This is a genomic window from Aquimarina muelleri DSM 19832, assembly GCF_000430665.1.
Classification (GTDB): Bacteria; Bacteroidota; Bacteroidia; order Flavobacteriales; family Flavobacteriaceae; genus Aquimarina; species Aquimarina muelleri.
The window spans coordinates 55,419-81,856 of record NZ_AUML01000025.1 but is presented as its reverse complement, the minus strand read 5'-3'; the positions used below and the strand labels follow the sequence as shown (position 1 = coordinate 81,856).

Below are 26,438 nucleotides of genomic sequence, written 5' to 3'. Positions count from 1 at the left end.
TCCCTAAATGATTCAGATTACCCGTTGCAGAACGAAGACCATTACTTATATCACGTACAGATTGGCTATTAGCAAATTGACAAAATAACATTGAAACCAAGTGAGACCAGCTAGTAAAACCTTTTTGATGTTTGTCGCTTTGGTGAGAATTAACTAGTTTTTTGAATCTTGATTTATCTAGTTTACTGATTATTTGAGAAAACAAAGTTATATTTAGCATCGGAGAAAGGTGTTTTTTGTGTTGCACCACAAAGGTAACTTTGAGGAACAAATTTCCCTTTCTCTTTTTTACGTTTAGGACGCTATTGATAAAAAATATAAATTTATATAGTTGAAAATAAAATAGTTAGTAGATTTGTCTTATGAAATACAGGAAAGTTATTCTAAAAAAAAATATTTTAGAGTAGCTTTTTTTTGTAAAAAAAAAATAAAAATATTCAAGAATCTAAGGGGGCTTTAGTATTAAATAGAACAGTGTGTTTTTGCCATAAATAAGATACTGTTTTTAAACATTTTTTTGTAATATTGTAGATCTAAGTTTTAACAATTTTTTATGAAAATAAAGTTATTTCTACTTGTATGTAGCGTTAGTATATGTTCTTTTAATCTTGTAGCTAATGAAAAGGATTCTTTATCTGTAAAAAATAATAGTTCTGTATTAAAAGAACAAAATACTGCTGAATTTACTCACTTTTCTGAATTAGATAAAAAATTTCCTATTCAAAAACTGGTTAATAAAATCACCTCACCAGAGTTCACTTTTTCAAATATACATAACGAATTTCCAGCTACTTTGCCTAGTGTAAATGATTCTAAATCAGAAGCAAAAGCAGGTTTTGAAGAAATAGATAGTACAGGGCGATGGATATCATCATTTAGGAATGAAGATATTCAGGTATTACCAGTAGGGGTTAAGCACAAACTTAATGAAGTTGAATATCAGTTAGGTTTTACCAAAGCAAGATTTACCAAAGAGTATACAGAACTTACTGTCTTTGTTAAAGTTATTCTACCACAATCAGACGAGAATGGCTTACCTATAGAACTTTTTTTTGGAGCTAACAATGTTAAACTTTCTCATCAGGGAGGTATTATAGGAGAAGCTAATTTAGTTTTATTAGGGGATATATTTATACCATTTAATGGAGGCAATTGGTTATTAATACTCAAAGGAGGTTTTGATTATAAAACAGGAGATACGCAAAACAAAACTTTTGTCACTATCAATTGTGATGGGGTAAAAGAAATGGGGATTGAAGGAGAGGTGCAGTTTTCCAGAAATATGATTTTGCCAGTAGATGAGTTAGGGCAACCATTACCAGAAACAGTAACGTATAAAGGAGCGCTTAAAGACCCAATTCAAATACCCAATAGAGTAACTGGTGCTTTTAAGGCAGTAGCTTCAGATTGGAATGATCTTATTGTCGAAATAAGTCTTTCTCCTTTCGTTATGGCTAGTCAGCCCGATAGATTCATGTTTTCTGTTAATCAGGCAGTTTTTGATTTTAGTGACCTTAGGACAGAAAATGTCAATTTTCCACAACATTATTATGATGAAGGGCTATTATTACCTAATGCAGAAACTTGGAGAGGGGTATATGTACAATCTTTGCAAGTAGGTCTTCCACAAGAGTTTAAAACCCAAGAAAGTATTTCAGAAAAGAGTAGAATCACTTTTGAGGCTGCAAATTTATTGATTGATAGTTATGGGGTTTCAGGGTATTTTTCTGCAGAAAATATCATTCCTTTAAAATCAGGAAGAACATCAGAATCAAAATCTTGGGCATACTCTGTAGATAAAATAGGGATAGAGTTAGCATCTAATAGATTAATAGGAGCAGATTTTAAAGGACAAATATTACTTCCAATTTCAGATAAAGGAGACCAAAATGGTACAACTGGTACTAATGAAGACGGTAGAATGGGCTTAGGATACAAAGGTATTATTTCTGAAAATGAATATGGCTTGGTAGTCTCTACTTTAGATACTCTAAGTTTTGATGTGTTTAAAGCAAAAGCAGAATTACTACCAAATTCTTCGGTAGAGCTAATGGTGATTGATGGTAATTTTCGACCCAAAGCTGTTTTAAATGGTCGGATGGCAATTTCTGCAAGTCAAAAAAAATCCTTGTCAAATGAAGGGCAAACATATACTACAGGCGAAGGAGATAAAGAAGAAAAACATACCATACAATTTAAAGGTATAGAATTTCAAAACCTTATTTTACAAACGGTTTCTCCTGTAATTCAAGTAGATTATTTTGGGTACAAAGATGAAGTGAAAATAGCAAATTTTCCAGTCTCGATAGCCAATATTGCTTTTATGTCTAATGAATATGAAGCAGGGATAGAATTTGATTTGATGATAAATTTAATGGGTAAAGAAAGCAAAGGTTTTGCTGCTGATGCTCGTTTAGGGATTTTTGGTAAGTTTCAGGAAGAGAACTATAAACAACGATGGAAATATGATCGATTAGATCTTTCCAGAATCAATATAGAAGCAAACATGGGGGCTATCCAGCTTACAGGTGGATTAGAACTCATGAATAATGACCCAATATACGGAGATGGTTTTTCAGCAGAGATAGAAGGAACTTTTGGTAGTTTTGGACCAATTACTTGTAAAGCAATTTTTGGAAAAAATGAATTTAGATACTGGTATGTAGATGCTTCAGTGAAAGGGTTGAAAATACAGGTAGGACCATTACAAATATCTGGATTTGCAGGAGGAGCATTTTATAAAATGACCAGAAGACCAAATGCAGGGCCAGATTTTTCCCCTTCTGGACTTTCTTATATTCCTAATGAAAATTCTAGTTTAGGAGTAAAAGCGATGGTTTTTGCATCTATAGGAGACGAAAGCGCAATTGCAGTAGGAGCTGGTTTTGAAATAGAGTTTAATAATCATGGAGGTGTAAATAGATTGGGGTTATTTGGAGAAGCGCAACTTATGAAAGCATTTGATTTTCCGAATCCTGTAGGTAAACTTACCGAAAAGCTTAGCGGGATGGTAGATAACGAACTTATCCAGGGAGTTATGGATAGTAAGACAGGAAAAACATTTTTGGATAAAGCAGATTTAGAATACAAGCCAGAGATTGTTGGAGAAGCAGCAATTAGTGCTAAAATGGGAATGGAGTTCGATTTTGTTAATGATTCGTTTCATGCCACTTTTGATTTGTATGTAAATGTAGCAGGAGGGATAATACAAGGAAGAGCATCTAATGGTCGAGCAGGATGGGGAGTTGTTCATATTTCTAAAGAAGAATGGTATGTGCATATGGGTACCCCTACAGATCGTTTAGGACTAAAAATGGGGGTCGGTTCTTTTGCTATAGAAACAGGAGGATACTTTATGATGGGAGACCGAATACCAGGCAGTCCGCCCCCTCCTCCAGAAGTCGCAGAAATATTAGGTTTAGATGCAAACGAATTAGATTATATGCGGGATCTAAATGCATTAGGTGAAGGTAGAGGGTTTGCCTTTGGTGCAGATTTTAAAATAGATACAGGAGATATTAATTTTTTAATTCTTTATGCACGTTTTCAAGCAGGTGTAGGATTTGATATTATGCTAAAAGATTATGGAAATGCACGTTGTGTAGGTAGTGGCGATGAAATAGGTATTAATGGATGGTATGCTAATGGGCAATCGTACGCATATTTACAAGGGGAACTGGGGATTAGAATTAAACTGTTCTTTATAAAGAAAAAAATTCCTATTATTAAAGGTGGAGCAGCTATCTTAATGCAAGGAAAAGGACCTAATCCATTTTGGTTTAGAGGATATGCAGGAGGATACTACAATTTATTAGGAGGATTAATATCCGGAAGTTTCCGATTTAAAGTAACCATAGGAAAAGAATGTGAATTAGAAAATTCATCTCCTTTAGGAGGTATTAAAATGATTACTGATGTTACTCCAAAAGACGGAGGAGATGATATAGATGTTTTTGCAGCACCACAAGCAGCATTTGCTATGAGGATTAATGAACCTATTATTATACCAGAAGATAATGGAGATAATATATATAAAGTAATTCTTGAAAAATTTAGTATTACAGACGAAACTGGAAAAGAAATCACAGGATCTTTAGAGTGGGGACAGATGAACGACCGTGTAACATTTATATCAGATGATATTTTACCACCAGACACTACATTAAAAGCAATAGTAGAAGTTAGTTTTCAAGAAAAAATAGATGGGACTTTTAAAACAATTTTAGAAGATGGTCAAAAAGCAATTGAGGTAGAAGAAAGAAATTTTACTACAGGAACAGCACCAAATCATATTCCATTACATAATATTCAATATTCATATCCTGTAGTAGACCAACAATTATTTTATCCAGAAGAGTATGCAACAGGTTATATACAGCTTTTTCGAGGACAAGATTACCTTTTTGATAGTAATCAATGGAAAAGCACTATAAAGTATGTGGATGCTAATGGAGCAGCATTAGAATCTGATTTTAATTATAACACATCAAACAATAAAGTAACCTATAAACTCCCTAAAGTAGGGAAGGATACAAATTATAAAATGTCTGTAATTAGTTCAACAAAAAATACACGTACACGATCGTTTCGTAATGAGTCTTCATCAACCACCACAAACTATGGAGATGAAAACACAATTGAAATAAAGCAAAATAAAGCCGTAAATGTTATTAAAGAAGGAGAAATAGAACGCTTAACTTATGATTTTAAAACGAGTAAGCATAAGACTTTTGCAGATAAGATAAAGAGCATTAGGGTTAACGATGATAATTGGGGGAAAATAAATTCAATAGTAGTTTATTTAACTTCAAAAATTGATAACAATGAAGGGTTTGATTTAGTAGAGTTAACGGGGAATAAGTATTCAGAAAATAAAGCCTTGGTAGAAGTAGAGTCCGATTTAAAAGACGATTACTTTATAAAAGATATAAATCCTATTATATATCAAAAATATACACAAGGATCTAATTATAGTATTACCAGAGATCCTTTAGAGTATGGATATATACCAAAAAAAGCATTACCTATATTAAGTAATTATTTAACAAGTCTTGAGAATAATGTAGATCTAAACTGGAGAGCTACAAGATTTCCATTTAGGTATAATCTACCAGATATCTACTATCAAGATTATTTAGATATTAGAGATAGAGTGATTAATGATTATGCGAATGGGGTAATACCTTCTACCTCTTCAGAGTTAAGTATAATATCAGAGGATTATAAATTTATGTTATACGGTAAATATAATATACAGTTGCAGTACACCTTACCTGGGGGAATAAAAGGAACTTCAGCTAATTATAAGTATAAAAACCCTATTCTGGCTAGACAATAATATATTAGAAAAATATTATTGTACAGAAAAACAGAAGTAAAGGTTGCTAAATTAAAGTAAAAGAAAAAACAGTTGAGAGTAATAAAAAAAATAGTATTTAAAAAACCATATCACTATATGATTATGGTGGCCTTATGTAGTTTATGCTCTATTAGCTATAGTCAGGAAAACAATAGTAATAGTGAAATAAAGGTACTTGCAAGAGTACAAGGAGATAAAATTCTTTTACGATGGGCATCCAGTACTCCATCTTCTTGGTTACGAACAAATAAATATGGATATGAAATAGAAAGATATACGGTTTTGCGTAATGGAGAGCTATTAAGTCCTCCTGAAAAGAAAATAATCACTACAGTTCCTTTATTACCATTACCTTTAGAAGAATGGCAAGATAAAGTAGAACAAAATGATTATGCAGCTATTTTAGCCCAAGCACTATATGGAGAGAGTTTTGAAGTAGAGCAAATGCAAGGAGGGTTAGCTCAGATTATTAATAAATCCAAAGAGATAGAGCAACGCTTTTCATTTGCTTTATTTGCTGCAGATTTAAACTTTGAAGCAGCAAAAATGGCTGCATTAGGCTATGAGGATACAGATATTATATTAAATGAAGAATATCTTTATAAGATTGTATCTAAAGTTCCAGAAGAGTTATTAAAAATAGAACCTGGGATTATTACAGTAAAAGTAATTCCTACAGACCCTTTACCACAGCCTATAGATCTTATAGCAGTGTCTGGGGATAAAAGTATATTACTTACTTGGGAATATGCACTGTTTAAACCTATATATAACGCATATTTTTTAGAAAGATCAGAGAATGGAAAAGATTTTAAAAGATTGGGAGATACTCCTTTGGTAAACCTTAACGATAAACCAGAAACCCCATCTCGAAGAATGTTTTATGTAGATACCTTATCACAAAATAATAAAACATATCAATATAGAGTTATTGGGATTTCTCCTTTTGGAGAAGAAGGGCAACCATCTAAAATAGTATCTGCACAAGGCGTTAAAAAATTATCCTCTGTACCTCATATATCCAGACATGAATTTGATGCCTTGGGTAATGTTATTATTAAATGGGATTTTGCAGAAACAGCAGAAACAGAAATCACAGGATTTGAGTTAAATTGGGCAGCTCAAGAAAAAGGACCGTATAAAGTAGTAAAAACAGATATACCTACTAATAGCAGAAAGATAACCTATCCAGAACCAGAACCATCTAACTATTTTAGAATAGCAGCAATAGGTAAAAATAATCAAAAAACAACATCCTTAACAGCATTTGTACAAACTATTGATTCCATACCTCCTAATATGCCAATCGGTTTGGTAGGAGTTGTAGATACGTTAGGAGTAGTGAAATTAAAATGGGAAGCTAATATAGAAAAGGATATCTTAGGATATAGGATATTTCGTGGTAATCTGGAAAAAGAAGAAGTATCACAAATAACCATAGACCCTATTACTCAAAATTCGTTTGTAGATACGGTACAAGTTAAATCTTTAAATAGCACTGTTTTTTATCAAATAGTAGCAGTAGATAAACGATTTAATATGTCTGATTATTCAGAAAAACTAAGTCTTAAAAAACCAGATATTGTTCCGCCTTCTTCACCTATTTTTAAAGGATATAAAGTTAATCGAGATGGAGTACAATTACAATGGATTAATAGTACAAGTGATGATGTAGCAGAGCATAAACTGTATAGACAGAGTATAGAAGATTCTGAAAAAGGATGGCAGTTGGTTTTTAAAACAGATACGATAACTAATTTTAAAGATGATAAATTAAAGCCTGGAGTACAGTATCGATATGCAATTTTTGCAGAAGATCAAAGTGGTTTACAGTCAATACCCTCAACACCAGTAACAATTACAAGTCAAAAATCTACTAATGAAGAATTAATAAAAGGATTTTCGTTAATAGCAGATAGAGTAAATAAAAATATTTTGATTTCTTGGCGAAAAATGCCAAAAGATGTACTCGAAATTATAATCTATAAGTCAAAAAAAGATGGTAAGCCTGTTTTGTTTAAACAAATGCCTAATGTAACCAACGAGATTGTGGATAGTTTTATATCTCCAGGAAACACTTATGTGTATAGTATTAAAGTGGTTACAAGTAAAGGGAATCATTCTAAAATAGAAACAAAAGAAGTAATTTTTTAAATTATGAAAAAATATATAACCATCATTTTGGTAATATTATTTTCTGTAACCTTTTATGGTCAGCAAACAGTTATTAAGGTTAGAGATTATGATTATTACGCTTATTTTGGAGATCGACGTTGTGCAGAACTTATACAAGTAACCGCTTTTTTTAAAGGAGGTGGATCAGAGCAGTTTATTAGTTATGAAAAAGGTAGTTTTATTAAAGGAACCGGTAATGGTAACTATATTCTTAATGGAATTGTAGAACGGGTAGAGTTATATGCGTTTGCTCGTGATGCTGCTGACGAAGTTGTTTCAACTAGTTGTAGAAAAGGAAAAAATGTAGAAAGAACTCAAAAAATAGATATCCCCTTGGATCCATGTAGCATAAAATCCTTTAATATTGTTCATAATCATGATAGTGATTTACGACAACGAATTAGTTTTACTTTAGAAGCGATATCCGTACCAGAAGTTTCTAGAGCGACAGCTTCAAATTTGGCGGGATATGAAGACCCTATAAACATAACAGCATCTGCTAATTATAATAATAGCGTATACAATTGGCAATATGGTATTGAAAACGGAGTAGAACAGTATTTATGTGATTTTTTTCCGCCACGTTTTTGTACCCGCCCAAAATATGATTGGTTTGAGTTAAGTATTCCTAATGATCAAAATGCTTCTATTGTATTAAAAGACTTTTTAACCGAAGATATAATAGGCGAAGAAATTTTCTTTCGAATTCAATCCTGTAATCAGGAAACTTCTAATATAATTGGATACCAAGTAAGAAAATCTGCACCACATATCATTGCTATTAGTACAAAAGATGTTACCTGTTATGATTCTATTGATGATAGTGGTAATGGCGATGGCGATGGTTCTATTACACTAACTTTTGACAGACCCTTAGATCCTTTAAAAGATGATGTATATTTTTCAGTAATTGATCTTAGAGCCCCTAGTGTAGTAAAAAACGATGATAATATAACTTCTTTTGGGTCAGGAAATACACATACCATAAGTGGATTACCAGCAAGTACACCGGGGATAGGATTTCGAGTAGATGTACTGGGTTTCTATAACAGTATAAATTATTATACTGAAGGCCCGGATCATTCCAGAGAGTTTGAAATACAAAGACCAACACCCGTTGCATTTGTAGGAGAGCCTAATGAGGATGCGAACAAAGTAGATGTATGGTGTATAAATGGAAGCGATGGCACTATAGATTTAGTAGCACAAGGTGGTGTTGAAGGATATGAATATCTTGTAAGACTTAAAGGAGAAGTCTGGGATGAAACCAAGTGGATATCATTTTCATCACAATTTACACATACCATTTCAGGACTTTCTGCCAATACCTATGAAATAAAAATACGAGATGCTAATGAATGTGAAGCCAAAGATCAGATAGATGTAGGAGGTGAAATTAAACTGGGAGATGTTATAGTAAAAGAAGTTGTAATAGACGAACCAGATGCTCCTGTGGATTTAGAACTTACACTTATTAATGAACCAAGAGCTTTTGGTTTTGAGGATGGAAGAATTAGTGCCAGAATTTTTGGAGGAACACCATTAAATGATGGAAGCTATACTTTTGAATGGAAAAATCAAGCAGGAGAAGTTCTTACGTCTACAATAACAAACGTATTGCCAGGAAATCAAGGGTATCAAGTACTATTACATTCTATAGGTAAAGGAGTTTATAAGCTAAGCGCTTGGGATGCAAACTTCAATCCTGCGATAGACAAAGAAGGATGCTTTTTGGTAGACATAGAATATAATTTGGGAGAACCTGATCCTCTAGAGGTGGCAATAGAAATTTATAATCCGATTTCTTGTAATATAGATAATGAATATAGCAACGGAGTAGATTTTAATGACCCTTTGGGGATACCAGATCAATTTCAAGATGGAGCATTAGTAGCACATGTAAAAGGAGGGGTGGCTTTTGATAATACCATTGCCAATACAGGAGAATGTAGAGCTAATTTTATGCCGTATTGCTATCGATGGAAAAAAAATATAGGAGGTGTATGGCAAGATATAGCAGTAAATGATAGTATTATTGAAAACCAAAGTGTTGGTACTTATGCATTAAATGTAGAAGATAAAAATGGAATTATACTGGCTACTTACGAAGAATTTATTAGCCCAGATGGGTCTAGGGAATATAGAGTAGTTACCGAAATAGATAGTACTAAATATTTACCACAACCAGATAAATTAGAAATATCTTTTACAAATACAGTAGTAACCTGTGCTAATGGAGACGATGCACAAGCAACAGTTATTGTTACTGGAGGAACAAGTCCATATACCTACGAATGGAGTAATGGAAAAACTACAGCAACCATTCAAAATCTTTTTTCAGGTACCTATTTGGTTTTTGTAACAGATGCTAAAGGATGTCAGATAGAAGGAAGAGTTAAAATAGTACAACCAAATGGATTAGAAATTAATTCTGTATCTATAATAAACCCAACCTGTTTTCAAGGAAATGATGGAAAAATTGAAGTAGAGGTAACGGGAGGAAACCCTCCTTATAGCTATAGCTGGAATACAAGTAATACAACAACATCTATAGATGGTTTAACTTCTGGCATCTATAAGATTGAAGTCATAGATAATAAAGAGTGTAAAGCATTTTATGAAATACAACTTACAGATCCGGAACCTATTATAGTTAACTTAGAAGACAATAGATCTCTTTGTAATGATCAGTTTTTATATTTAGATATTGCAATTAATGATCCAGGAGCAACTTATTCTTGGTCTAGTCAAAATGGATTTGCAAGTACAGATAGTGCCGTAGAAATAACCAAAGCAGGAAGATATGTAGCGACTATAACAAGTAGTCTTGGCTGTATCGGAATTAAAGATATAGAAGTCGAAGTTTTGGATATTCCAATAGATTCTGATTTCTTGATTACAACCCAAACATATACGGATGAAGAAGTGATTTTGGTGAATGTAAGTGAGCCTATGGGAGAAAAGATAGAGTGGACAATACCAGACGGAGTAGAAGTTATTTCAGAAAGTAAAGAGAAATTAATACTTAAGTTTGATCAAGAAGGCCCTTACGATATTAATCTAAGATCGTATCAAAAAGATTGTTATCAGGATTTTGCAAAAACTATTTTAGTACAACCTGCTATAAAATCGCCAGAAATTTTTACTTCTCAAGGAGAGTTCATTGAAGAGTTTATAGTGTATCCAAATCCTAATAATGGAGTTTTTAAGACAAAAATTAGTTTAGCAGAAGATTCTAATATAACAGTTAAAATAATAAATCTAATGTCTGGAGCAACTATGAGTGAGAGGTCAGAAAAAAATAATAGAGATTTTTTACTGGATTATTCCATAGCATTACCTGCAGGAGTGTATTTACTACTGTTAGAAACACCAAAAGGAACAGCAACTCGTAAATTAGTATTTGAGTAGAGGACTTTGTGAGATGGAGATAAGAAACAGAGAATCTACGATGCAGAGAAGCAAAGAAACAGGGATTCAAAGAAACAGAGAAAAAACTTAGTGTCTTTGACTCTTAGGTTCTTAGATTCTTTGAAATTAAAAGATCAGATAGTAATGAGCACATTTAGAGATTTAAAAATTTGGGAGAAAGCAATGGATATTGTGACAAAAGTGTATAGAGATACTAATGATTTTCCAAAAGAAGAAATTTATGGACTGACTTCTCAGATAAGAAGAGCGTGTATTTCTATACCAAGTAATATTGCCGAAGGGTATGGTAGAAAGGGTAAAAAAGAATATTTAAGATTTTTGAATATTGCTATGAGTTCACTATTTGAGGTACAAACGCAATTACAGATTTCAAAAAATTTAAAATATATAAGTGAAGATAAATTTGAAACTATGTATGAAGAAACAAGAGAATTAGAACGTATGCTATCCAGTTATAACAGAAAAGTGGAAAGTTCCATATAATGGCAGAATCTCAAACATCTTTGTGTCTTAGAGCCTTTGTATCTCTGAGTCTTTGAATCTTTGAGTCTTAGATTCTTTAAACAAAAAAAATGAATAAAATAATTTACATATTAATTTCACTAGTACTTCTGGAAGGTTGCGCTAAAGAAGAAATAGTACCAGTTGTTGTAGATTTTGAATATGAGGTATTTAATGAGGATTTCTCTATACCTGTACAAATAGTATTTTTTAATAGAACCGAAGGAGGAGAAGATTACGAATGGAGTTTTGAAGGAGGAGTACCATCCAGATCCGTAAGTCGTAACCCTGGTGTAATACAATACGACGCAAAAGGAGTATATAAAATAGAACTTACCGCAAGTAACCAAGATGGATCCAGAGATACAAAGGTTATAGAGATACAAATAGATGATCCGGTAGTAATTGATTTTGAAATTACTAATTTGGTAGATAATTTTTCTCCTGCTACATACGCCATACAAAACAATTCCTCTGGCGCAGATACTTTTTCATGGACTTTTGAAGGAGGTGCTCCAGCAACATCTTTGGTTAAAGATCCGGGAAAAGTAACTTTTACAGAACCAGGCGAGCATAAAATCACTTTAGAAATAAGTAATGGAAGAGAAATGTATAATCTACAAAAAACAGTTACCGTAGCTCCTTTTTTAGTTTCCGATTTTGAGCATACTGTCGCTTTTGAGGATGATGATTATCAGGTGCCAGCACGTATTCAATTTAAAAACACATCCATTAGTGCTACAGAGTATCAGTGGGATTTTGAAGGAGCTTCCATACTAACCTCTACAGAAGAGAATCCAGAAGTTATTTTTACACAAGAAGGGAAACATTCCATCATTCTAACCACATTTAATGGTAAAGAAACAAAGGTAGTGCGTAAGGAAATAGAGTTTTTTAGAAATACCAATCTAAGAGAAATAAAAGATATAAAATTAGGAATAAACACAGCACATAGTTCCAATACTAGAGGTAGTTTTTATAGTATTATAGATCGTAAAGTATATACGAACCAAGAAGTAACCCCAGAAATAGAACAACGTATCGATCTTGTTTTTTTTGGACTAAGCAGTGCTTTTAGTCGTAATCGATTTGTAAGCCCACATAAAATTTCCGAAACTACTTTTGATGTGTTTCAGAATCCTAAAAGCACTATTTTTATCAATTCGCAAGAGTTATGCGGTTGTACAGCATCTTTATCGGTTTCGCAATACGATATGATGCAAGATGACGTATTATTAAATAGTTTAACAATACAAGAAACCTCAGGAGGATTGCAGGATTTTGATAACACTATGCAGCCAAGAATCGTTCTTTTTCAGACCCAAGAAGGAAAAAAGGGAGCAATTAAAATCAAAGATTTTGTAGACGACGGACAAAACTCGTATATACTAGTAGATATAAAAATTCAAAAAGAAAGTAGATAATGATTTGCGACTTCATATTTAAGAAAATCGCTTTTAGAGACTAAATTTTTTATGCAAAAAACACACACATATTATCTAATACTGTTCATGGTATGTATCTCATCTACGGTGTGGTCACAGGTTTTTCCAGTAAATATTACTCCGCAAGTTATACCGCCATATAGTTTAAAACTGTCAGAGTATAGTACTTCTGTATCCGATAAAATTATTCTTAATTTATTACTAACTGATATTACAGAATCTAATAGACAAGTTAATTTAAAATTCTTTGTAGAAAATAATGCAGGATTATCTATACAAAGTACAGATGTGGTTATTGGTGCAAATCCTATTTTTTTAGATGGGGGAGTACCATTACGATTATCTAATTTGGATTTACAAGCCTATTTTGAATTTCAAAACTTAAGAGGGATTAGTCCTCAGCAATATAGTGTGCCTCTACCAGAGGGATTGTATCGTTTTTGTTTCGAAGTGTATGATGCAAAATCAGGGCAACAAATCTCTCGTAAAAGCTGTACATCAGTATATCTGGTTCTTAACGACCCTCCATTTTTAAACTTACCCAATAGAGGAGAGCAGGTATTAATGCGTGATCCTCAAAATATTATTTTTCAATGGACTCCAAGACATTTAAATGCTACCAATGTAGAATATGAATTTACATTAGCAGAACTTTGGGACAACCAAATGGATCCTCAAGCAGCATTTTTGGCTAGTCGCCCTTTATACCAAACCAATACTTTTGCAACTACTTTATTATATGGGCCAGGAGAAACCTCTTTACTACCAGATAAAACATATGGTTGGCGAGTAAAAGCAATGGTAAGTGATGGTATAAGTGAAACTTCGGTATTTAAAAATAATGGATATAGTGAGATTTATTATTTTACCTACACAGGTAGTTGTGCAGAACCTGAGTATATATTAGCGGAGTCTAAAAATACAACTACACAAAAAATTCTTTGGCAGGGAGTAGAGCATATACGTTATAATGTACAGTATCGCAAAAAAGAGGCAGAAAATGCCATTTGGTTTGATGGTGGTACCATAAATGAATATACTACAGTCTATAATCTGGAGCCAGGAACAACTTATGAATTTAGAGTGGGAGGGCAGTGTTTAGATAACGGACCATATACCTATTCACAGATTTATGAATTTACAACAACATTAACTCCAGATGAAGAGTCTACTTATAATTGCGGTATAACCCCAGAAATTATAATAACAAACCAAGATCCATTATCACAATTAGTAGTAAACGAAACATTTACAGCAGGAGATTTTCCGGTAACGGTAAAAGAAGTCGAAGGAACTAACGGATCTTTTTCAGGATGGGGATACATTATAGTGCCTTATTTACAAGATACCAGACTTAAAGTTAGTTTTGATAATATTCAAATTAATAGTGATTACCAATTATTAGATGGGGTCGTAGTAACCGATTATGATGAAAATTGGGGAGGAGTAGATGATATTAGTAATGAGATTGATGCAGTTATCGATCTTACTGAAGGTATTTTGGATGTTTTGGAAGATATAGTAGATAAAATTAGAGAAGGAGAATTAACAGGAGAAGATATAGATGCTGTATTAGATAAAATAAAAGGAGATTTGCCAGCAGACGAAATAAAAGATTTACAAGAGATGAGTGATCAAATGAATACTCTTGAGGATCAGCTGGATTCAGCAGAAACAGAAGAAGAAAAGAAAAAAGTACAAGATCAGATAGATGCTTTAAATAATGAAATAGCAGACAAGTTAGAAGATGTTAAAGATAAAATATCAGACTTAATAATTAAAGCAATAGAAAAATATTACAGACAAAATAAATCTCAAGAATCGAACTTGGTAAGCTCGTATGATGCAGTATATAATTTTAGTTCATCTACCACAACAGAAGGAGCATCGCAAGAAGATCAAGAGGGTGTCATAGAAGAAGGATTTGAATTTGAAGAGGAAATCGAAATAAGTACTATTCCTGAAGAGGTTATACAGGCTTTTGATGTACAAGAAAAGTATCATTTATATTTCTTTTCTAAATCTATAGCCGAAAATAAAGAAGATAAAGAAACCGTTAGGAATTTTATAGACAAAGCTTTAGAAATAGAAATTGATCTGCCAAAAATAATGAAACAATCCCAGGATCAAGGAGATTCTGAAGATAATACAATTAACCTATTGGTAGAGTCTATAGAAAAAGCCTTAAAAGGGCTTATAGATAAGTATAAATATAATTATTTGGAAAAATAAAACGATATGCAGGTACATGAAAATGGAGAATATGAACTACCAAATAATTTAAAACTTATTATTTATGGTAAGAACTCAAAACATAAGCACCCTAAAAATGCTGCATTGTATTATAGTGATGAAACATTAAAGTGTTGGATAGAAGCACCTTGTTTTAAATCTGAAAAGATGATACATGGTATAAAGAATGAAGAATATTCTAAACCAGAAAGAGAAGTATGGATTATCCATCTGCATAAAGATAAAGTAAAGAATTTTTGGGGAAAACTTATAGAAGAAAAACCACAACAAGGCTTTTTATAAAGTTTTACCAAAATGAAAACAATAGAGGGACAAGAATATGCAGAAATTGTGATCTCAGACGGAGGAGCATATTTTGAATTTCAATATTTAGATTTAGAAACCTGTCAGTTTATTAAAACGGCAAACTGGGGAGGGAGATTTTAAAGTAAGATTTTAAAAAAACTATGATATATAAAAAACATAATATGTCTATAAAATATACAAAAGCAATGTTTAAGTTTTTTTGCACAATAGTATTCTTTTTAGGAGTGCAGGAAATTGTTTTTGCAAATGATAAAGAGCCAATTACTAGAAAAGTTGACTTTAAAACTATAGAAGAAGTAAATATTGGTATAGCCAATCAACTAGAATTTCTAATCAACTATAATAAGAAAAATGTAGCAGAGCATAAAAATGCTAAGAATTGGTATGTATATGTTGTAGGAGACCATACATTTAATCCAAATCTTTTCTCAGGGTACTTAGAAGATCAATTAGATTTAACAGATTTAGGAGCAGAAAATAGCCCTTTAAATATAGAACAGCTTAATAATAAATTAAATGAGGTTAATGATAAATTATTAAAAGAGAAAAAACCATTAATTTATTACGGAGTAGCAAACCGAAAAAAAGCTATTATAGCACCTTTTTTTCCGTTTAGAGGTAAATATAAAGTCTCTTCTGCAACTACCGAACAATTAAAAGAATATTATAACAAAGCATTCGATAACTCTACAGAAAACCAAAATGCGGCAGCATCAGAAACATACGAAACATTAAAAGAGTTTTTTAAAAAAAATGGAGAATCAGATCAAAAAAGTAGCGCACTAATTAGAAAAACGCTTAGTAATGCAGGTACTTCTGGTGCCATAGCACTATCCCGATATTATTTTGCAATTTTAAAAGGAAAAAAAGGAGATAGTGCAAATAAAGCAAATGTTTCCTGGTGGTCTTTTGCACATTATTTAAAAGGAAAAGAAGTTCCAAAAATAGATGCAGATCTACTAAAAGCTCATCATGCAAATTTATCCAGTACCAGTGGGGATAATAATCATAAACGAATAAATGCGTGGTATAATTATTTGTCTGGGGCAGATTTGCCAGAATCTCAATTCTTAAAAGAGATTTTAGATGGTATGATTAACAATAGCAAATGTGCAGGTTTAAGTGATACCGAAGGTAAAAGTCAAAAAGATAAGTTTATAGCAGCAGTTAATGCTACAAATCCAGATATTGATAAAATTATTTCTACAACCAGAATACTTTGTTCGGATGTTTTAAAAAAGGTAGATTACTCTTATATTATAAAAGCAATTAAGAATATTGCAAAAGAGAGTATAAATGAAAAAGGAGAAGCTGTTGTGTTATACCTTTTACATAACATAAAGAGTAAAGATTATGGTAAACTTTTTAACGATTTTAGAGGTACAGACGGAAAAAACGAATTAATAGAAACATTATTATCAGAAATGGATGATAGATCTATTAATCCAGATGATAAAGATAATTATACCTCTTTTTTAGGAGAGATTTTATTTATTTGCTTACAAGAAGATGGGGCTTATTTAAAAGCAGAAAGAGCCTATTTAGTAGATGTTTTATATGAATATTATAAAAAATCAGCAGGAGACCTTGTTAGACCTTATTATGTAGTTCCCGCTCTAAAAAAAATTATTTCCTTTAACCCAGATCAAATAGATAATAATTTTCACGATTATTTAAAAGGATCTAATGGGGATTATCAAAATTTATTTAAAATTATAGATTTAGTTACCTCTAATGTTAATTCTAATCATATAGAAGAGGATCTTAGAGTTTTTGGAGATAGTCTTGGCGAGCTATTTGCTACCAGAAATGATCAGGAAGCTTTTTTAAAAATGCTAGATATATCTTTTTTTAGTACTCCTAATTTTCTTGTTTTACAAGAACCTCAAAGAAAGGTAATAAGAGCGTTAACATTTAGAATGTTTAGTAATATTCCTGAAAACACAAATAAGATTTATGATTTCTTAATCGCTGGCGAAGCACCTTTAGATAACTTCAAAAAGATAATCAAAAATTCTAATGACAATGATTATAATTTGTATTCTGATATATTTTATGATGGAGTTACCAAAATATTAAGTAAAAATAATGCAGTAAATATAAGAATTGAACTTGCCAAATGGGCAATTAATAAAGATGCGAATGTTCTTTCTTTAACTGACATCGAAGAACAATTAGTTGTAAATATCTTTAAGAATATTTCTTCAAAAGGCGATAAAAAAGCCATTTATAATTTTCTTACTTATGATGAAGGAGATGTTACTAGTGGTATCAAGAATTTTGAATATTTGAAGAAATGTACGGATCAAGGAGTCTTAAGCTCTAGTAGCTTGATGAGTGCTTTTATTTCCGATTACGCTAAGTTATTAAGTGAAGATGGTATCGGTGTAGTGCAGGATAGGCTAGACCTATTGCAATACGCTTTGGATAAAGGGGATGATAGCATATTTTTTAATGATACAGAAAGTTTAATAGGTTATATTTTTGATAATCTTGGTACAAATTTTTCAGATGCAGAAACGATTATTGAGGCTTTAAAAAAAGACCAGTACCTACTCTTTTCAAAAGTTTGGAGAATTCTTTCTAGTTCAGGTTTAACAGAAATATTTAATACAGATAATCGTTATGCAACCAATTTTATAGAACAATTATCTGGCGTAATGAGAATCGCATATGGAGATCCAAATAAAGAGCTTTCAAAAAGTATAAAAGATCATATGCTTGTTAATGTAGATTATTTATCTGCAAAAACAAGTAAAATAGATAAAATTGATATTGAAAAAGATACAGAACGCTATTTTCCTATGGCACGAAATGGAAATTTCACAGACAATGTTGGAAATAGTAAAAATGATTATGAATATAGTTCTGATATTATACTTACTGCTAATTCTGCTTCTGTAAAAGTAAATCTTGCAATACAAGATGAATCTGGAAATAGAAAAACTATAATTAATACCGATAAACTAGGACCTTTAGATTTTATAATTGTAGAGTTTATAGCAGATACGAAGATTACAAATCAAGTAGAATTTAAAAGAGGGACTGTTATAGCTGTACCAGCAATGTATTTGGCTTGGATGAGCAACAGTATTAATGCTCAGCAAAATGCAGTTGTGGGTAGAGTAATGCTAGATGCAGTAGTAATAGCTGGGTCTGTTGTTACTTTTATTCCATCAGGAGGAACATCAGCAGCCTTTGCAGCAAAATTTTTGGCAGGAGCAGAAATTGTTTTTGCAACTACCGATGCTATTATAGCAGTTAACGAAGACGAATTAAAAGATGCTTTAGGAAACGATTTTATCGAAGGGATCGAAACTACTAATATGATTTTTGGAATAGCTACGTTGCCAGCAGCATTACCTGGCATAGTAAAGATTACTCAAAAAGTTGGTAATGTGGTTACTGATCTTGCCTCTGCAGGGATGAAGTTCGTAGATGATATTCCATCGTTTAAAGGATATAAAATAGACATTGATGGTAAAGTACTCTTACAATCGCTCGAAAAAATAAAAGCAGCAACTCCTGTTAAGTTTAATGAGGAGTTTAAGAAAGTACAAAATTTGCTGGCGCAGCAGCGTATAAAGATTACAAATGCACCTGCTTCTGCAAGGCTTTTATATGATAAAACACTAGCATTAAGCAAAACATTCTATTTTTCAAGCGTAAAAGGACTTAGTAGATTACCTAAAAAATTTAAGACAGAAATTGTAGATAAATTTTTGGTAATTAAAGTTGATGGAAAAGTATTAGCTAAAGTTGATGAACAAGGTAAACTTTCTGATTTAAGAGTACTTCAAGAAGGAGAGATTGCTAAACTTGAAGATGGTGCTGATGCCATTTTTGAAAATGTAAAATTTATTGATGAAGCAGGAGAACAAACACGTACAATCACTGTTGTAGCAGACGGTGCAGACACGGGTATTAGAACCAAACAATTTGTAAATAAAATACAAAATACACTTGATGTTGTAGCCGATGGAGAAGGTGTTTTTCAAATAAAGCATGCAACCGGAAAAGAAATGGGTAGTATTTGGCTTACCAATGTAGAAAATCAAGTAGAATTAACAGTTACTGTAGTTGAAGAAACTGCGGATAAATTTATTAGGTATGGTATAGGTAAAAATGTACATAACAAACTTTTAAGCCATATAGAGGATGTATTAAAATCAGCAGGTAAGGGACCTGTAGAATCCATAAAAACAGATTGGATAGCAGGGCCAGGTTTAGACGGCAATCTTAATGCATTAAATAAGTTAATAAAAGAATCCCCAAAAGGAAGCTATAGTATTGAGGATCTTAAAAGAATTATTTTTGAAACCAAAGCAGGACAATGGAAAAAGGAATTAGGTTTTGATAATTTAGAAATAATTAATAAAACAGGGCAACCAGGATCTTTTACAAGTATTTCGATTAAGTTTTCTAAGGCTGTTAATAGTTCGATAGGAAAAACTGGGTTACTTGCAAAAATAGAGGATTCGCATACATCTTTGCGAACCTGGATAAATAGCTTAGATGATGCAACAGACAATGGTTTATTAAAAAAAATAGAAGAATTAGGTGCTGATAATTGGAAACTTTTGGATAAGGATTTGCTTTCAACAAGTAATGGGGCAGAATTAAAAGGATTATTGCAAGGTGCAGATGATATTGATGCATGGAAACTTTTAAAAGAAAACCCCGCTTATGCTTTTGAAATTTCTAAAAATGGAGGAAGTCTATGGACAAAATGGTCAAAAGCTAATTTCTTTAAGGTTGTAACTAAAAAAGGAAAAGATTTTGAAACACTTGTTACGGGGCTTATAAAAACAAAAGAACCATTTAAAACACTATTTCAAAACGGATATAAACATCTTACTCAGATATATATAAAAGGAAGTTCTAAAGTAGTTATTGCAGATGATTTGTTTATTACAAAACAGTTTGATGAAGTTTTAGAAATAGATTATTTTAGAGCCGTAATAAACGATAGTAAATTAAGTATAGGTTCTCCTTGGACACCTAATCAGAAAAGTGAATTGATTGATATATTTAAGAATAATCCTAATAAAAAGTATATTAAATTTGAAGTAAGAAGTACCAAAGGAGAACTAAATAAGTTTGATTTACCAGATGAATCTTTTGTTCAGGGATCTGAGATTAGAATTTATAGAGAAGATGTATTTAAAATTATTAGCGATGGAAATGATAGTTTTGGAGAAGTTTTAGATATGAATAAATTAAATTTTAAATAAATAATGAATTCAGAGGTTATAAATAAGGAGTTTCTAAATTTTCTTGAAGAACAAAAAACAAGTGACTTTTCAAGTAATTTTGATAAACATGGAGGAGAATTTGTAAAAAAAAATGAAAAACATTTTTTTACATTAGGATATAGTATTACTGAAGACTATAATGTAGTAAATGATGATGTTAAAGATTTTGTTGTTATTCATAGATTTTGGCTCCATACAGCTTTCCCAGAATTAGAAAAAATTGTTCATCCTATTCTAGCTAAAAATGATCTTTTCGGAACAGAAATTAGTTATCATGAAGTTTATAAATCTTTTAGTGTTGAAACTAATTTTAATAATATATTGCCAAAAGAGGGAGTAGAAATAAGAAACCTAGAAGATTTAATTCCCATAAAAGAAAAATTTAAACAGTTCTTTTACGAAGATGCTCTTCCTTTTTTTAATCATTGGCATAGTTTACCTGTTCTTCATGAATATATGCAACAAGACTCTTCTAGAGAGTTTTTGAGTAACTTATTAGGAACTCTTCATCAATTTAAAAAAGCTGTAATTCTTAAACTTTGTAATGATCCATCTTATCAGGAATTCATGGATTCTTTTTATAATAAAAGAAAAATGATTTTTGAAGAATATCCTGAAGAAAAAGTTGCTGAACAATATTATAAAGCTTCAAAAGAACTTAAAGAAGTATTAGATAATACAGAACCAATTTATAATCTAAGTAATTCTTAAACTTGTATTAGCTTAAAGAAGTAGTGTTAGGTAAAAATAAAATTAAGGAGCTAATTATTATAGAGTCATTAAATGTAATTTTAATATATTATATTTAATGATTCTAAATAAAAATAATATATTTACATTTATTATACTCCTAATTAGAATTTTTATGGAAAAAATAGCATTATTTTATGGTTCAGATACAGGTTGTACTGATGATGTAACTAAAGATTTTACTTCTCTTTGGGGAAATAAAGAATTAGATATCCGAGAAATTAGTAGTGTATCTAAAGAAGATTTTGATTCGTTCAAGATTTTCTTTTTTGGATTATCCACATGGTATGATGGGGATTTACAAAGCGACTGGGAAACTTTTTTTGACGATTTTAAGAAAGTAGATTTTACGAATAAAGTTGTTGCTATTTATGGACTAGGAGATCAGGTAGGCTACGGAGAGTATTTTGTAGATGGAATAGGCATATTAGCAAAAACCGTAATAGAAAATGGAGGTAAAGTTATCGGAAATTGGCCTGTAGAAGGTTATCGCTTTACGGATTCAGTAGCTTTAATGGAAGAAAAAGAAGGTTACTTTTATGGTCTAGCAATAGATAACGATAACCAATCCCAATTAAGTGATGACCGTTTGAGGAAATGGGTCAATCAGTTAAAACTAGAATTAAGTCCTTATTTAGTCTCTGAAAGAGCTTCTTATCATCGAGAAGTTGTTTTGGAAGTGTAATTTTTTTAGATAAGATACAGTTTTATAATAACTATTTCTAACAAAATATATCATTACCATATCATGAAATAAAAACAGGAAATTTCTCTTGTTTTTATTTCATGATATGGTAATTAGGATGAGTCTATCTTAATTTACCTATATAACCACAACTTCCTCCAATTGGTTCTGAAATTGTTTCAAATTCTTTAGCGCCAATTTGTTTTAAGACACTATATTTTCCTGAATCTGCCCCAAAGTTGCCATAGTATTCTACACCATCTATTTGACCTATAGAATATACTGTTCCGAATTTTTCAAAAGCAGTAAATGTTTCAAAAGTTTTGGTAGCTATATCTACAAGTGCAAACTTGGTTGGAGCTTTATACCAATCTCCTGGATCTGTAGGAGGTACATGAGATGCATCCATATACTGTACTAAAGCTTTTCCATCATATACATACGCTACTACATTAACAGAATGAGCACTTAAAATTTCTTTTAAATCTACAAAAAAGCTTGGATCAAAAGTTCCATTTTCATTCACTTTTATAAGCCCACCTGTAGTAGGGTATCCAGTTATTGTACTATAATCTTCTGCTTTTGCAGTGTTTCTTGCTGGACGATAGTATATAGTTCCATCATTTCCTTTTGCAAAAGTGTGATACCCCATTGACATGCGATTGTCATTTACATAAGAAATAGAATTTGTAGTTGGATCAAAAACAGCTATCTGTGCATATTGAGGAAATTTATCAAAATCTCCAGGGTTTGCATCTACAGGAAGAATAACTTTTCCTGTAGAAGTTACATAATTTTCATAGGTAGAAGTGTTTATATCAGGATTATCGCTATGCTCTAAAGGAGTAACATTTATAGTTTCTGTAATAGTCATAACTTCGGGGTTAAATTCAATGATTTTACCCTCTGCAAGAGCAAAGAAATATGCTTGTGTTTTAGAAACAAAAGCAGGAGGTCCAAAACTACCACTTAACCCTGTGCTGGCTAAACTCAAAATATCAGAAACTGTAATTTTTAATTCATTACTAACTTCGTATTTTGTTAGTGTAGAGGCATTTCCATTCCACACATAAGGATGTTCTTCATAAGATCTGATAGTGGCAGAAGCACCTAATTCGACCATGTTTTTAAAATCAAGTTTTTGAGGAATCTCAGAATATGCCCCCATAAAATAAACTCTTCCTCCAGGAGTATTTACTCTTAGAGAAGCTATTATTGCTGTTTCTTTTTGTTCTCCAGGAGGAACATCAGATATTGGTTTGTCATCATCTCCACAAGAAGTAAAACCAATTGCTACTATTAAAAAAAATAATATGTATTTAGTTAGTAATTTGTATTGTTTCATTGTATTATAATTTACTTTATTAATAATTAATTCCTGTATTTAAAATTGTGTTACTAGTTTTATATAAAAGGCTCTGCCAGGTTTCTGGACGCCATAAAAATCAAAGTTTTTCTCATTAGTTAGATTTTGCACTTCTACAGTGATAGCATATTTTAGGGCACTCATTTTATAGTCGTATGTAATACCAGTATTATAAACTTGTTGACTTGGTATACCTTGTTTAAATGATTCTAAGCCTGCGCTTTCCCAGCTTCTGAAAAATTTATGGACATACCTTGTGTTTCCAAAAAGAGATAGTTTATCATTAATTTGAAATATATTTTTAAAATTATAAGAAGCAGATCCATTGGCAAAAAAGTAAGGTCTGTTAGGAATACGATCTTCATAAAAAGCAGCAAACAATCCTTCTTTCGAGTTATTATAAAAGTTTTGATATGTACTATTTCCAGAAAAAGTAAGTCTATCGTTTTTAGAAGTCCAGTTGGCAGATAATTCGGCACCTATAGAAATAGCTTCAAATACATTTTGGTAGATACTGGTTCTATCTACGCTAGGAACAAATAAAATGAGGTTATCTACTTTTCTTAAAAATGTATTGGTGTGTATTTTCCAATTACTGGTTTCGTAATTATTTTTGTTTTTAAATGTGAACTCAAGATTTGCATTATGACTTCTTTCGGGTTCTAACTCTAAATTACTAAGAATAAATTGGCCATCTCCAAAAAGTTCATCTGGTTGCGGTAATCTAGTTGCATATTCATATGTGACTTTTGTCGAAAACTGTTTATTAAATCGATAATTTAATCCATTTCCGAAACCAAAATAGCTCACATTTCTTTTGGAGATTGCTAAATTGTTACTTGGTGGAGTATATTCTTCAGATTTAATATTTTGCAAATAATTTTTTACAAAAAAGATATTTTCTAATGTTTTATCAAATGCATTAATTTTATATTCAACTCCATTAACCCAGGTAAAAAGGTTTTTGCGAGTGTTTAATGGATCAAAAGTTTTAACAAACCTGTCATCTCCTGTTTGTTTTGTATAGGTTGGAGCCAGTGTAGCGCTAATTATATGATGTTCTTTTAATTTCCAAGAAGCATTAATTCTGGAAAAAAAATTGTTGTTCCAGGTGTATTGATCACTTGCGCCATTAGAGCCAGATAATTGAGCGTTAATTTCTCCAGGTATATTTCTATTAGAAATACATTCTCCAAACCAATTATATACACAATCTGAAGTGTCTTCAAATTGTCTTTCGCTATAATTATATCCAAAAACGGCATCTAAATTTATATTGTCAGTAATATTTTTACGATAAGTTAGAATCGTTCCAGCAGATTTTCTAAAAGACATAACTTCTCCATAAGGGATTCCTGACATAAGGTTATTGTGTTGAATTTCTTTGGTGTAATCGGTATAGAATCCTTTAACACTTAATTCGTTTGCCCAAGGCCGATCTTTTACTCCTATGGTAAAGTTTACTCCATAACCTTGATAAGCATCATGAAATCTAGGAACAGTTACTTCTGTTAGTTTCCCTTCTTTATTAGCGACTTTTACATCTACTTTATAGTTGTTTTTAGAATAATCATAAAATCCTCCTCCAGTAAAGAATAAGCCTGTGTTTTTATCGCGATTTTTTATATAGACAGCAGTGCGGTGTGTGCCAAAGGATCCTGTTTGGTAGGAGGCTGATCCGCTAAGACCTACAGAAATTTTTGGAGAAACAATATTAACAGTGCCTCCCAAAGCGTCTGCACCAAATTGTATAGGTACAATTCCTTTATATACTTCTATACGGTCTATTAAATTAACGGGTACTGTAGATATTCCAAAAGTATACCCATTAAAGTGAAGAGGGATACCATCTAGAAAGAAACGAATTTGATTTCCTGTAAGCCCATTTAGTGAAAACTTGGCTGTAGCACCTAAGCCTCCACTTCGTCGTATGCTAACTCCTTCTGTTTGGGCTATAACTTCTCCTAGGTCTGTCGTTTTGAGTTTTGCTTCTTTTGTTTCTATTACTGTTACCGCTTGTGCGGTTCTTTCTTTTTTTGTTTTTTCAGATTCGGATATTATCATAACGTCATCTAGCTCTTCAATATTTTTTTGTAAAGAAAAATAAAGCTCTTTTTTTTGACCTTTTTGTATTTTTATAGTATGTGTTTCAGTTATAAATCCAAGAAAACTAGCATCTATTTTGTGGGTCCCTTCAGGAATATCTTTCAATTCGAAATACCCTTTATTATCTGTCATAACACCAATAGATAAGCTTTTTATCTCTATATGAGCATATGCAATTGGAGATCCAGAATCGTCAATAACATTTCCTGATATTAAATTGTTATTTTGAGCAAATAGTATAGTGTATTGAAATAAGAAAAATAAAATTACAATATATGTTTTCATAAAAATTTGATAATTAGTATGTTATCTAGAAAAATAAAAATGTTCTTTCATGTAGTATTTAATCCTTATTTTATGGATTAAATGTTTTTGTTAATAAAATATGTAATACTCTTTAATTTTTCTAGATGATATGTTTTCCCTTTTCTGATTTTATATTTAAATAAGAGTATTTAATAATTCTCTGTTTTTTAATCCACATTTTGGAGCTTAATTCTCCGAAGTTATTGGTTAATTATTGTTGAACTCTATTTGTTTTCTGATAGAAGTTTAAAATATATCTAAACTATTTCATCATGTTTTATAGCATAGACAAAAAATGCTTTTGTTTTTATAAATTACTCTCTAATAAAATATATTGTTTTTAATTAGTCTAAATAAGTGCAAATATAATTAAATTATGTAAATTTTTATTATTGAAGAAGTATTTATATTAGAATTGTATGTATTATTAATTAGTGAATATTTTTAGGTTATTTTTAAATTATTAATGAGTTTTGGATAACTTTCAAAGCAAATTCTA

At 31.4% G+C, this 26,438-nt stretch carries 14 protein-coding genes; 11 read left to right on the top strand and 3 right to left on the bottom strand.

Going from position 1 to position 26,438, the window contains the following annotated elements; translation table 11 throughout:
- On the bottom strand, positions 1 to 220 hold a 220-nt coding region (locus H527_RS0111245; protein WP_027412811.1), incomplete at its 3' end, for a DUF4372 domain-containing protein.
- A 333-nt stretch (positions 221 to 553) separates the two neighbouring features.
- Between H527_RS0111245 and H527_RS21900 the strand changes: the two genes are divergently transcribed.
- From H527_RS21900 to H527_RS21895, 11 genes are all read left to right on the top strand, one after another.
- Positions 554 to 5,338 carry a hypothetical protein gene (locus tag H527_RS21900; protein WP_051316730.1) on the top strand — a complete coding sequence of 1,595 codons (4,785 nt, stop codon included), beginning with the start codon at positions 554 to 556 and terminating at the stop codon, positions 5,336 to 5,338.
- A 72-nt stretch (positions 5,339 to 5,410) separates the two neighbouring features.
- The gene (locus H527_RS0111235; protein WP_229809289.1) at positions 5,411 to 7,513 is read left to right on the top strand and encodes a fibronectin type III domain-containing protein; all 2,103 of its coding nucleotides are present in this window, start codon (positions 5,411 to 5,413) and stop codon (positions 7,511 to 7,513) included.
- A 3-nt stretch (positions 7,514 to 7,516) separates the two neighbouring features.
- The gene (locus H527_RS0111230; protein ID WP_027412809.1) at positions 7,517 to 10,945 is read left to right on the top strand and encodes a T9SS type A sorting domain-containing protein; all 3,429 of its coding nucleotides are present in this window, start codon (positions 7,517 to 7,519) and stop codon (positions 10,943 to 10,945) included.
- A gap of 144 nt (positions 10,946 to 11,089) precedes the next feature.
- Positions 11,090 to 11,449: a four helix bundle protein gene (locus tag H527_RS24400; protein WP_027412808.1), complete on the top strand. Its 360-nt coding sequence runs from the start codon at positions 11,090 to 11,092 to the stop codon at positions 11,447 to 11,449.
- An 89-nt stretch (positions 11,450 to 11,538) separates the two neighbouring features.
- Positions 11,539 to 12,891: a PKD domain-containing protein gene (locus tag H527_RS0111220; RefSeq protein WP_027412807.1), complete on the top strand. Its 1,353-nt coding sequence runs from the start codon at positions 11,539 to 11,541 to the stop codon at positions 12,889 to 12,891.
- 51 nt (positions 12,892 to 12,942) lie between these two features.
- On the top strand, positions 12,943 to 15,144 hold the full coding sequence (locus H527_RS0111215; RefSeq protein WP_027412806.1) for a fibronectin type III domain-containing protein: 2,202 nt from the start codon (positions 12,943 to 12,945) through the stop codon (positions 15,142 to 15,144).
- Positions 15,145 to 15,150: 6 nt separating this feature from the next.
- Positions 15,151 to 15,447 (top strand): hypothetical protein, encoded by a 297-nt coding sequence (locus H527_RS0111210; RefSeq protein WP_027412805.1) that lies wholly within the window; start codon positions 15,151 to 15,153, stop codon positions 15,445 to 15,447.
- Between the two features lie 12 nt (positions 15,448 to 15,459).
- Positions 15,460 to 15,591, top strand: a complete 132-nt coding sequence (locus tag H527_RS24695) for a hypothetical protein (protein ID WP_262891757.1) — start codon at positions 15,460 to 15,462, stop codon at positions 15,589 to 15,591.
- A 20-nt stretch (positions 15,592 to 15,611) separates the two neighbouring features.
- Entirely contained in the window at positions 15,612 to 20,705 is a 5,094-nt protein-coding gene (locus H527_RS24585; protein WP_229809288.1) for a hypothetical protein, read from the top strand.
- A 3-nt stretch (positions 20,706 to 20,708) separates the two neighbouring features.
- Positions 20,709 to 21,437, top strand: a complete 729-nt coding sequence (locus tag H527_RS0111195; protein ID WP_027412803.1) for a hypothetical protein — start codon at positions 20,709 to 20,711, stop codon at positions 21,435 to 21,437.
- A 154-nt stretch (positions 21,438 to 21,591) separates the two neighbouring features.
- Positions 21,592 to 22,161, top strand: coding sequence for a flavodoxin (locus tag H527_RS21895; protein ID WP_051316729.1), 570 nt, complete (start codon positions 21,592 to 21,594; stop codon positions 22,159 to 22,161).
- Positions 22,162 to 22,285: 124 nt separating this feature from the next.
- On the opposite strand, the gene H527_RS0111185 is transcribed toward H527_RS21895, so the two are convergent.
- Together H527_RS0111185 and H527_RS21890 are read right to left on the bottom strand one after the other, a co-directional pair.
- Positions 22,286 to 23,506 carry a hypothetical protein gene (locus H527_RS0111185; protein WP_027412802.1) on the bottom strand — a complete coding sequence of 407 codons (1,221 nt, stop codon included), beginning with the start codon at positions 23,504 to 23,506 and terminating at the stop codon, positions 22,286 to 22,288.
- Positions 23,507 to 23,545: 39 nt separating this feature from the next.
- A complete protein-coding gene (locus H527_RS21890) occupies positions 23,546 to 25,918 on the bottom strand; it encodes a TonB-dependent receptor (RefSeq protein WP_051316728.1) in 2,373 nt (790 codons plus the stop codon).
- Positions 25,919 to 26,438: the final 520 nt, after the last annotated feature.

Coding starts and splice junctions, on each gene's coding strand:
- H527_RS0111195 (WP_027412803.1), top strand. CDS start 20,709: ATGAATTCAGAGGTTATAAATAAGGAGTTTCTAAATTTTCTTGAAGAA.
- H527_RS21895 (WP_051316729.1), top strand. CDS start 21,592: ATGGAAAAAATAGCATTATTTTATGGTTCAGATACAGGTTGTACTGAT.
- H527_RS0111210 (WP_027412805.1), top strand. CDS start 15,151: ATGCAGGTACATGAAAATGGAGAATATGAACTACCAAATAATTTAAAA.
- H527_RS0111215 (WP_027412806.1), top strand. CDS start 12,943: ATGCAAAAAACACACACATATTATCTAATACTGTTCATGGTATGTATC.
- H527_RS0111185 (WP_027412802.1), bottom strand. CDS start 23,506: ATGAAACAATACAAATTACTAACTAAATACATATTATTTTTTTTAATA.
- H527_RS21890 (WP_051316728.1), bottom strand. CDS start 25,918: ATGAAAACATATATTGTAATTTTATTTTTCTTATTTCAATACACTATA.
- H527_RS21900 (WP_051316730.1), top strand. CDS start 554: ATGAAAATAAAGTTATTTCTACTTGTATGTAGCGTTAGTATATGTTCT.
- H527_RS24695 (WP_262891757.1), top strand. CDS start 15,460: ATGAAAACAATAGAGGGACAAGAATATGCAGAAATTGTGATCTCAGAC.
- H527_RS24400 (WP_027412808.1), top strand. CDS start 11,090: ATGAGCACATTTAGAGATTTAAAAATTTGGGAGAAAGCAATGGATATT.
- H527_RS0111230 (WP_027412809.1), top strand. CDS start 7,517: ATGAAAAAATATATAACCATCATTTTGGTAATATTATTTTCTGTAACC.
- H527_RS24585 (WP_229809288.1), top strand. CDS start 15,612: ATGATATATAAAAAACATAATATGTCTATAAAATATACAAAAGCAATG.
- H527_RS0111220 (WP_027412807.1), top strand. CDS start 11,539: ATGAATAAAATAATTTACATATTAATTTCACTAGTACTTCTGGAAGGT.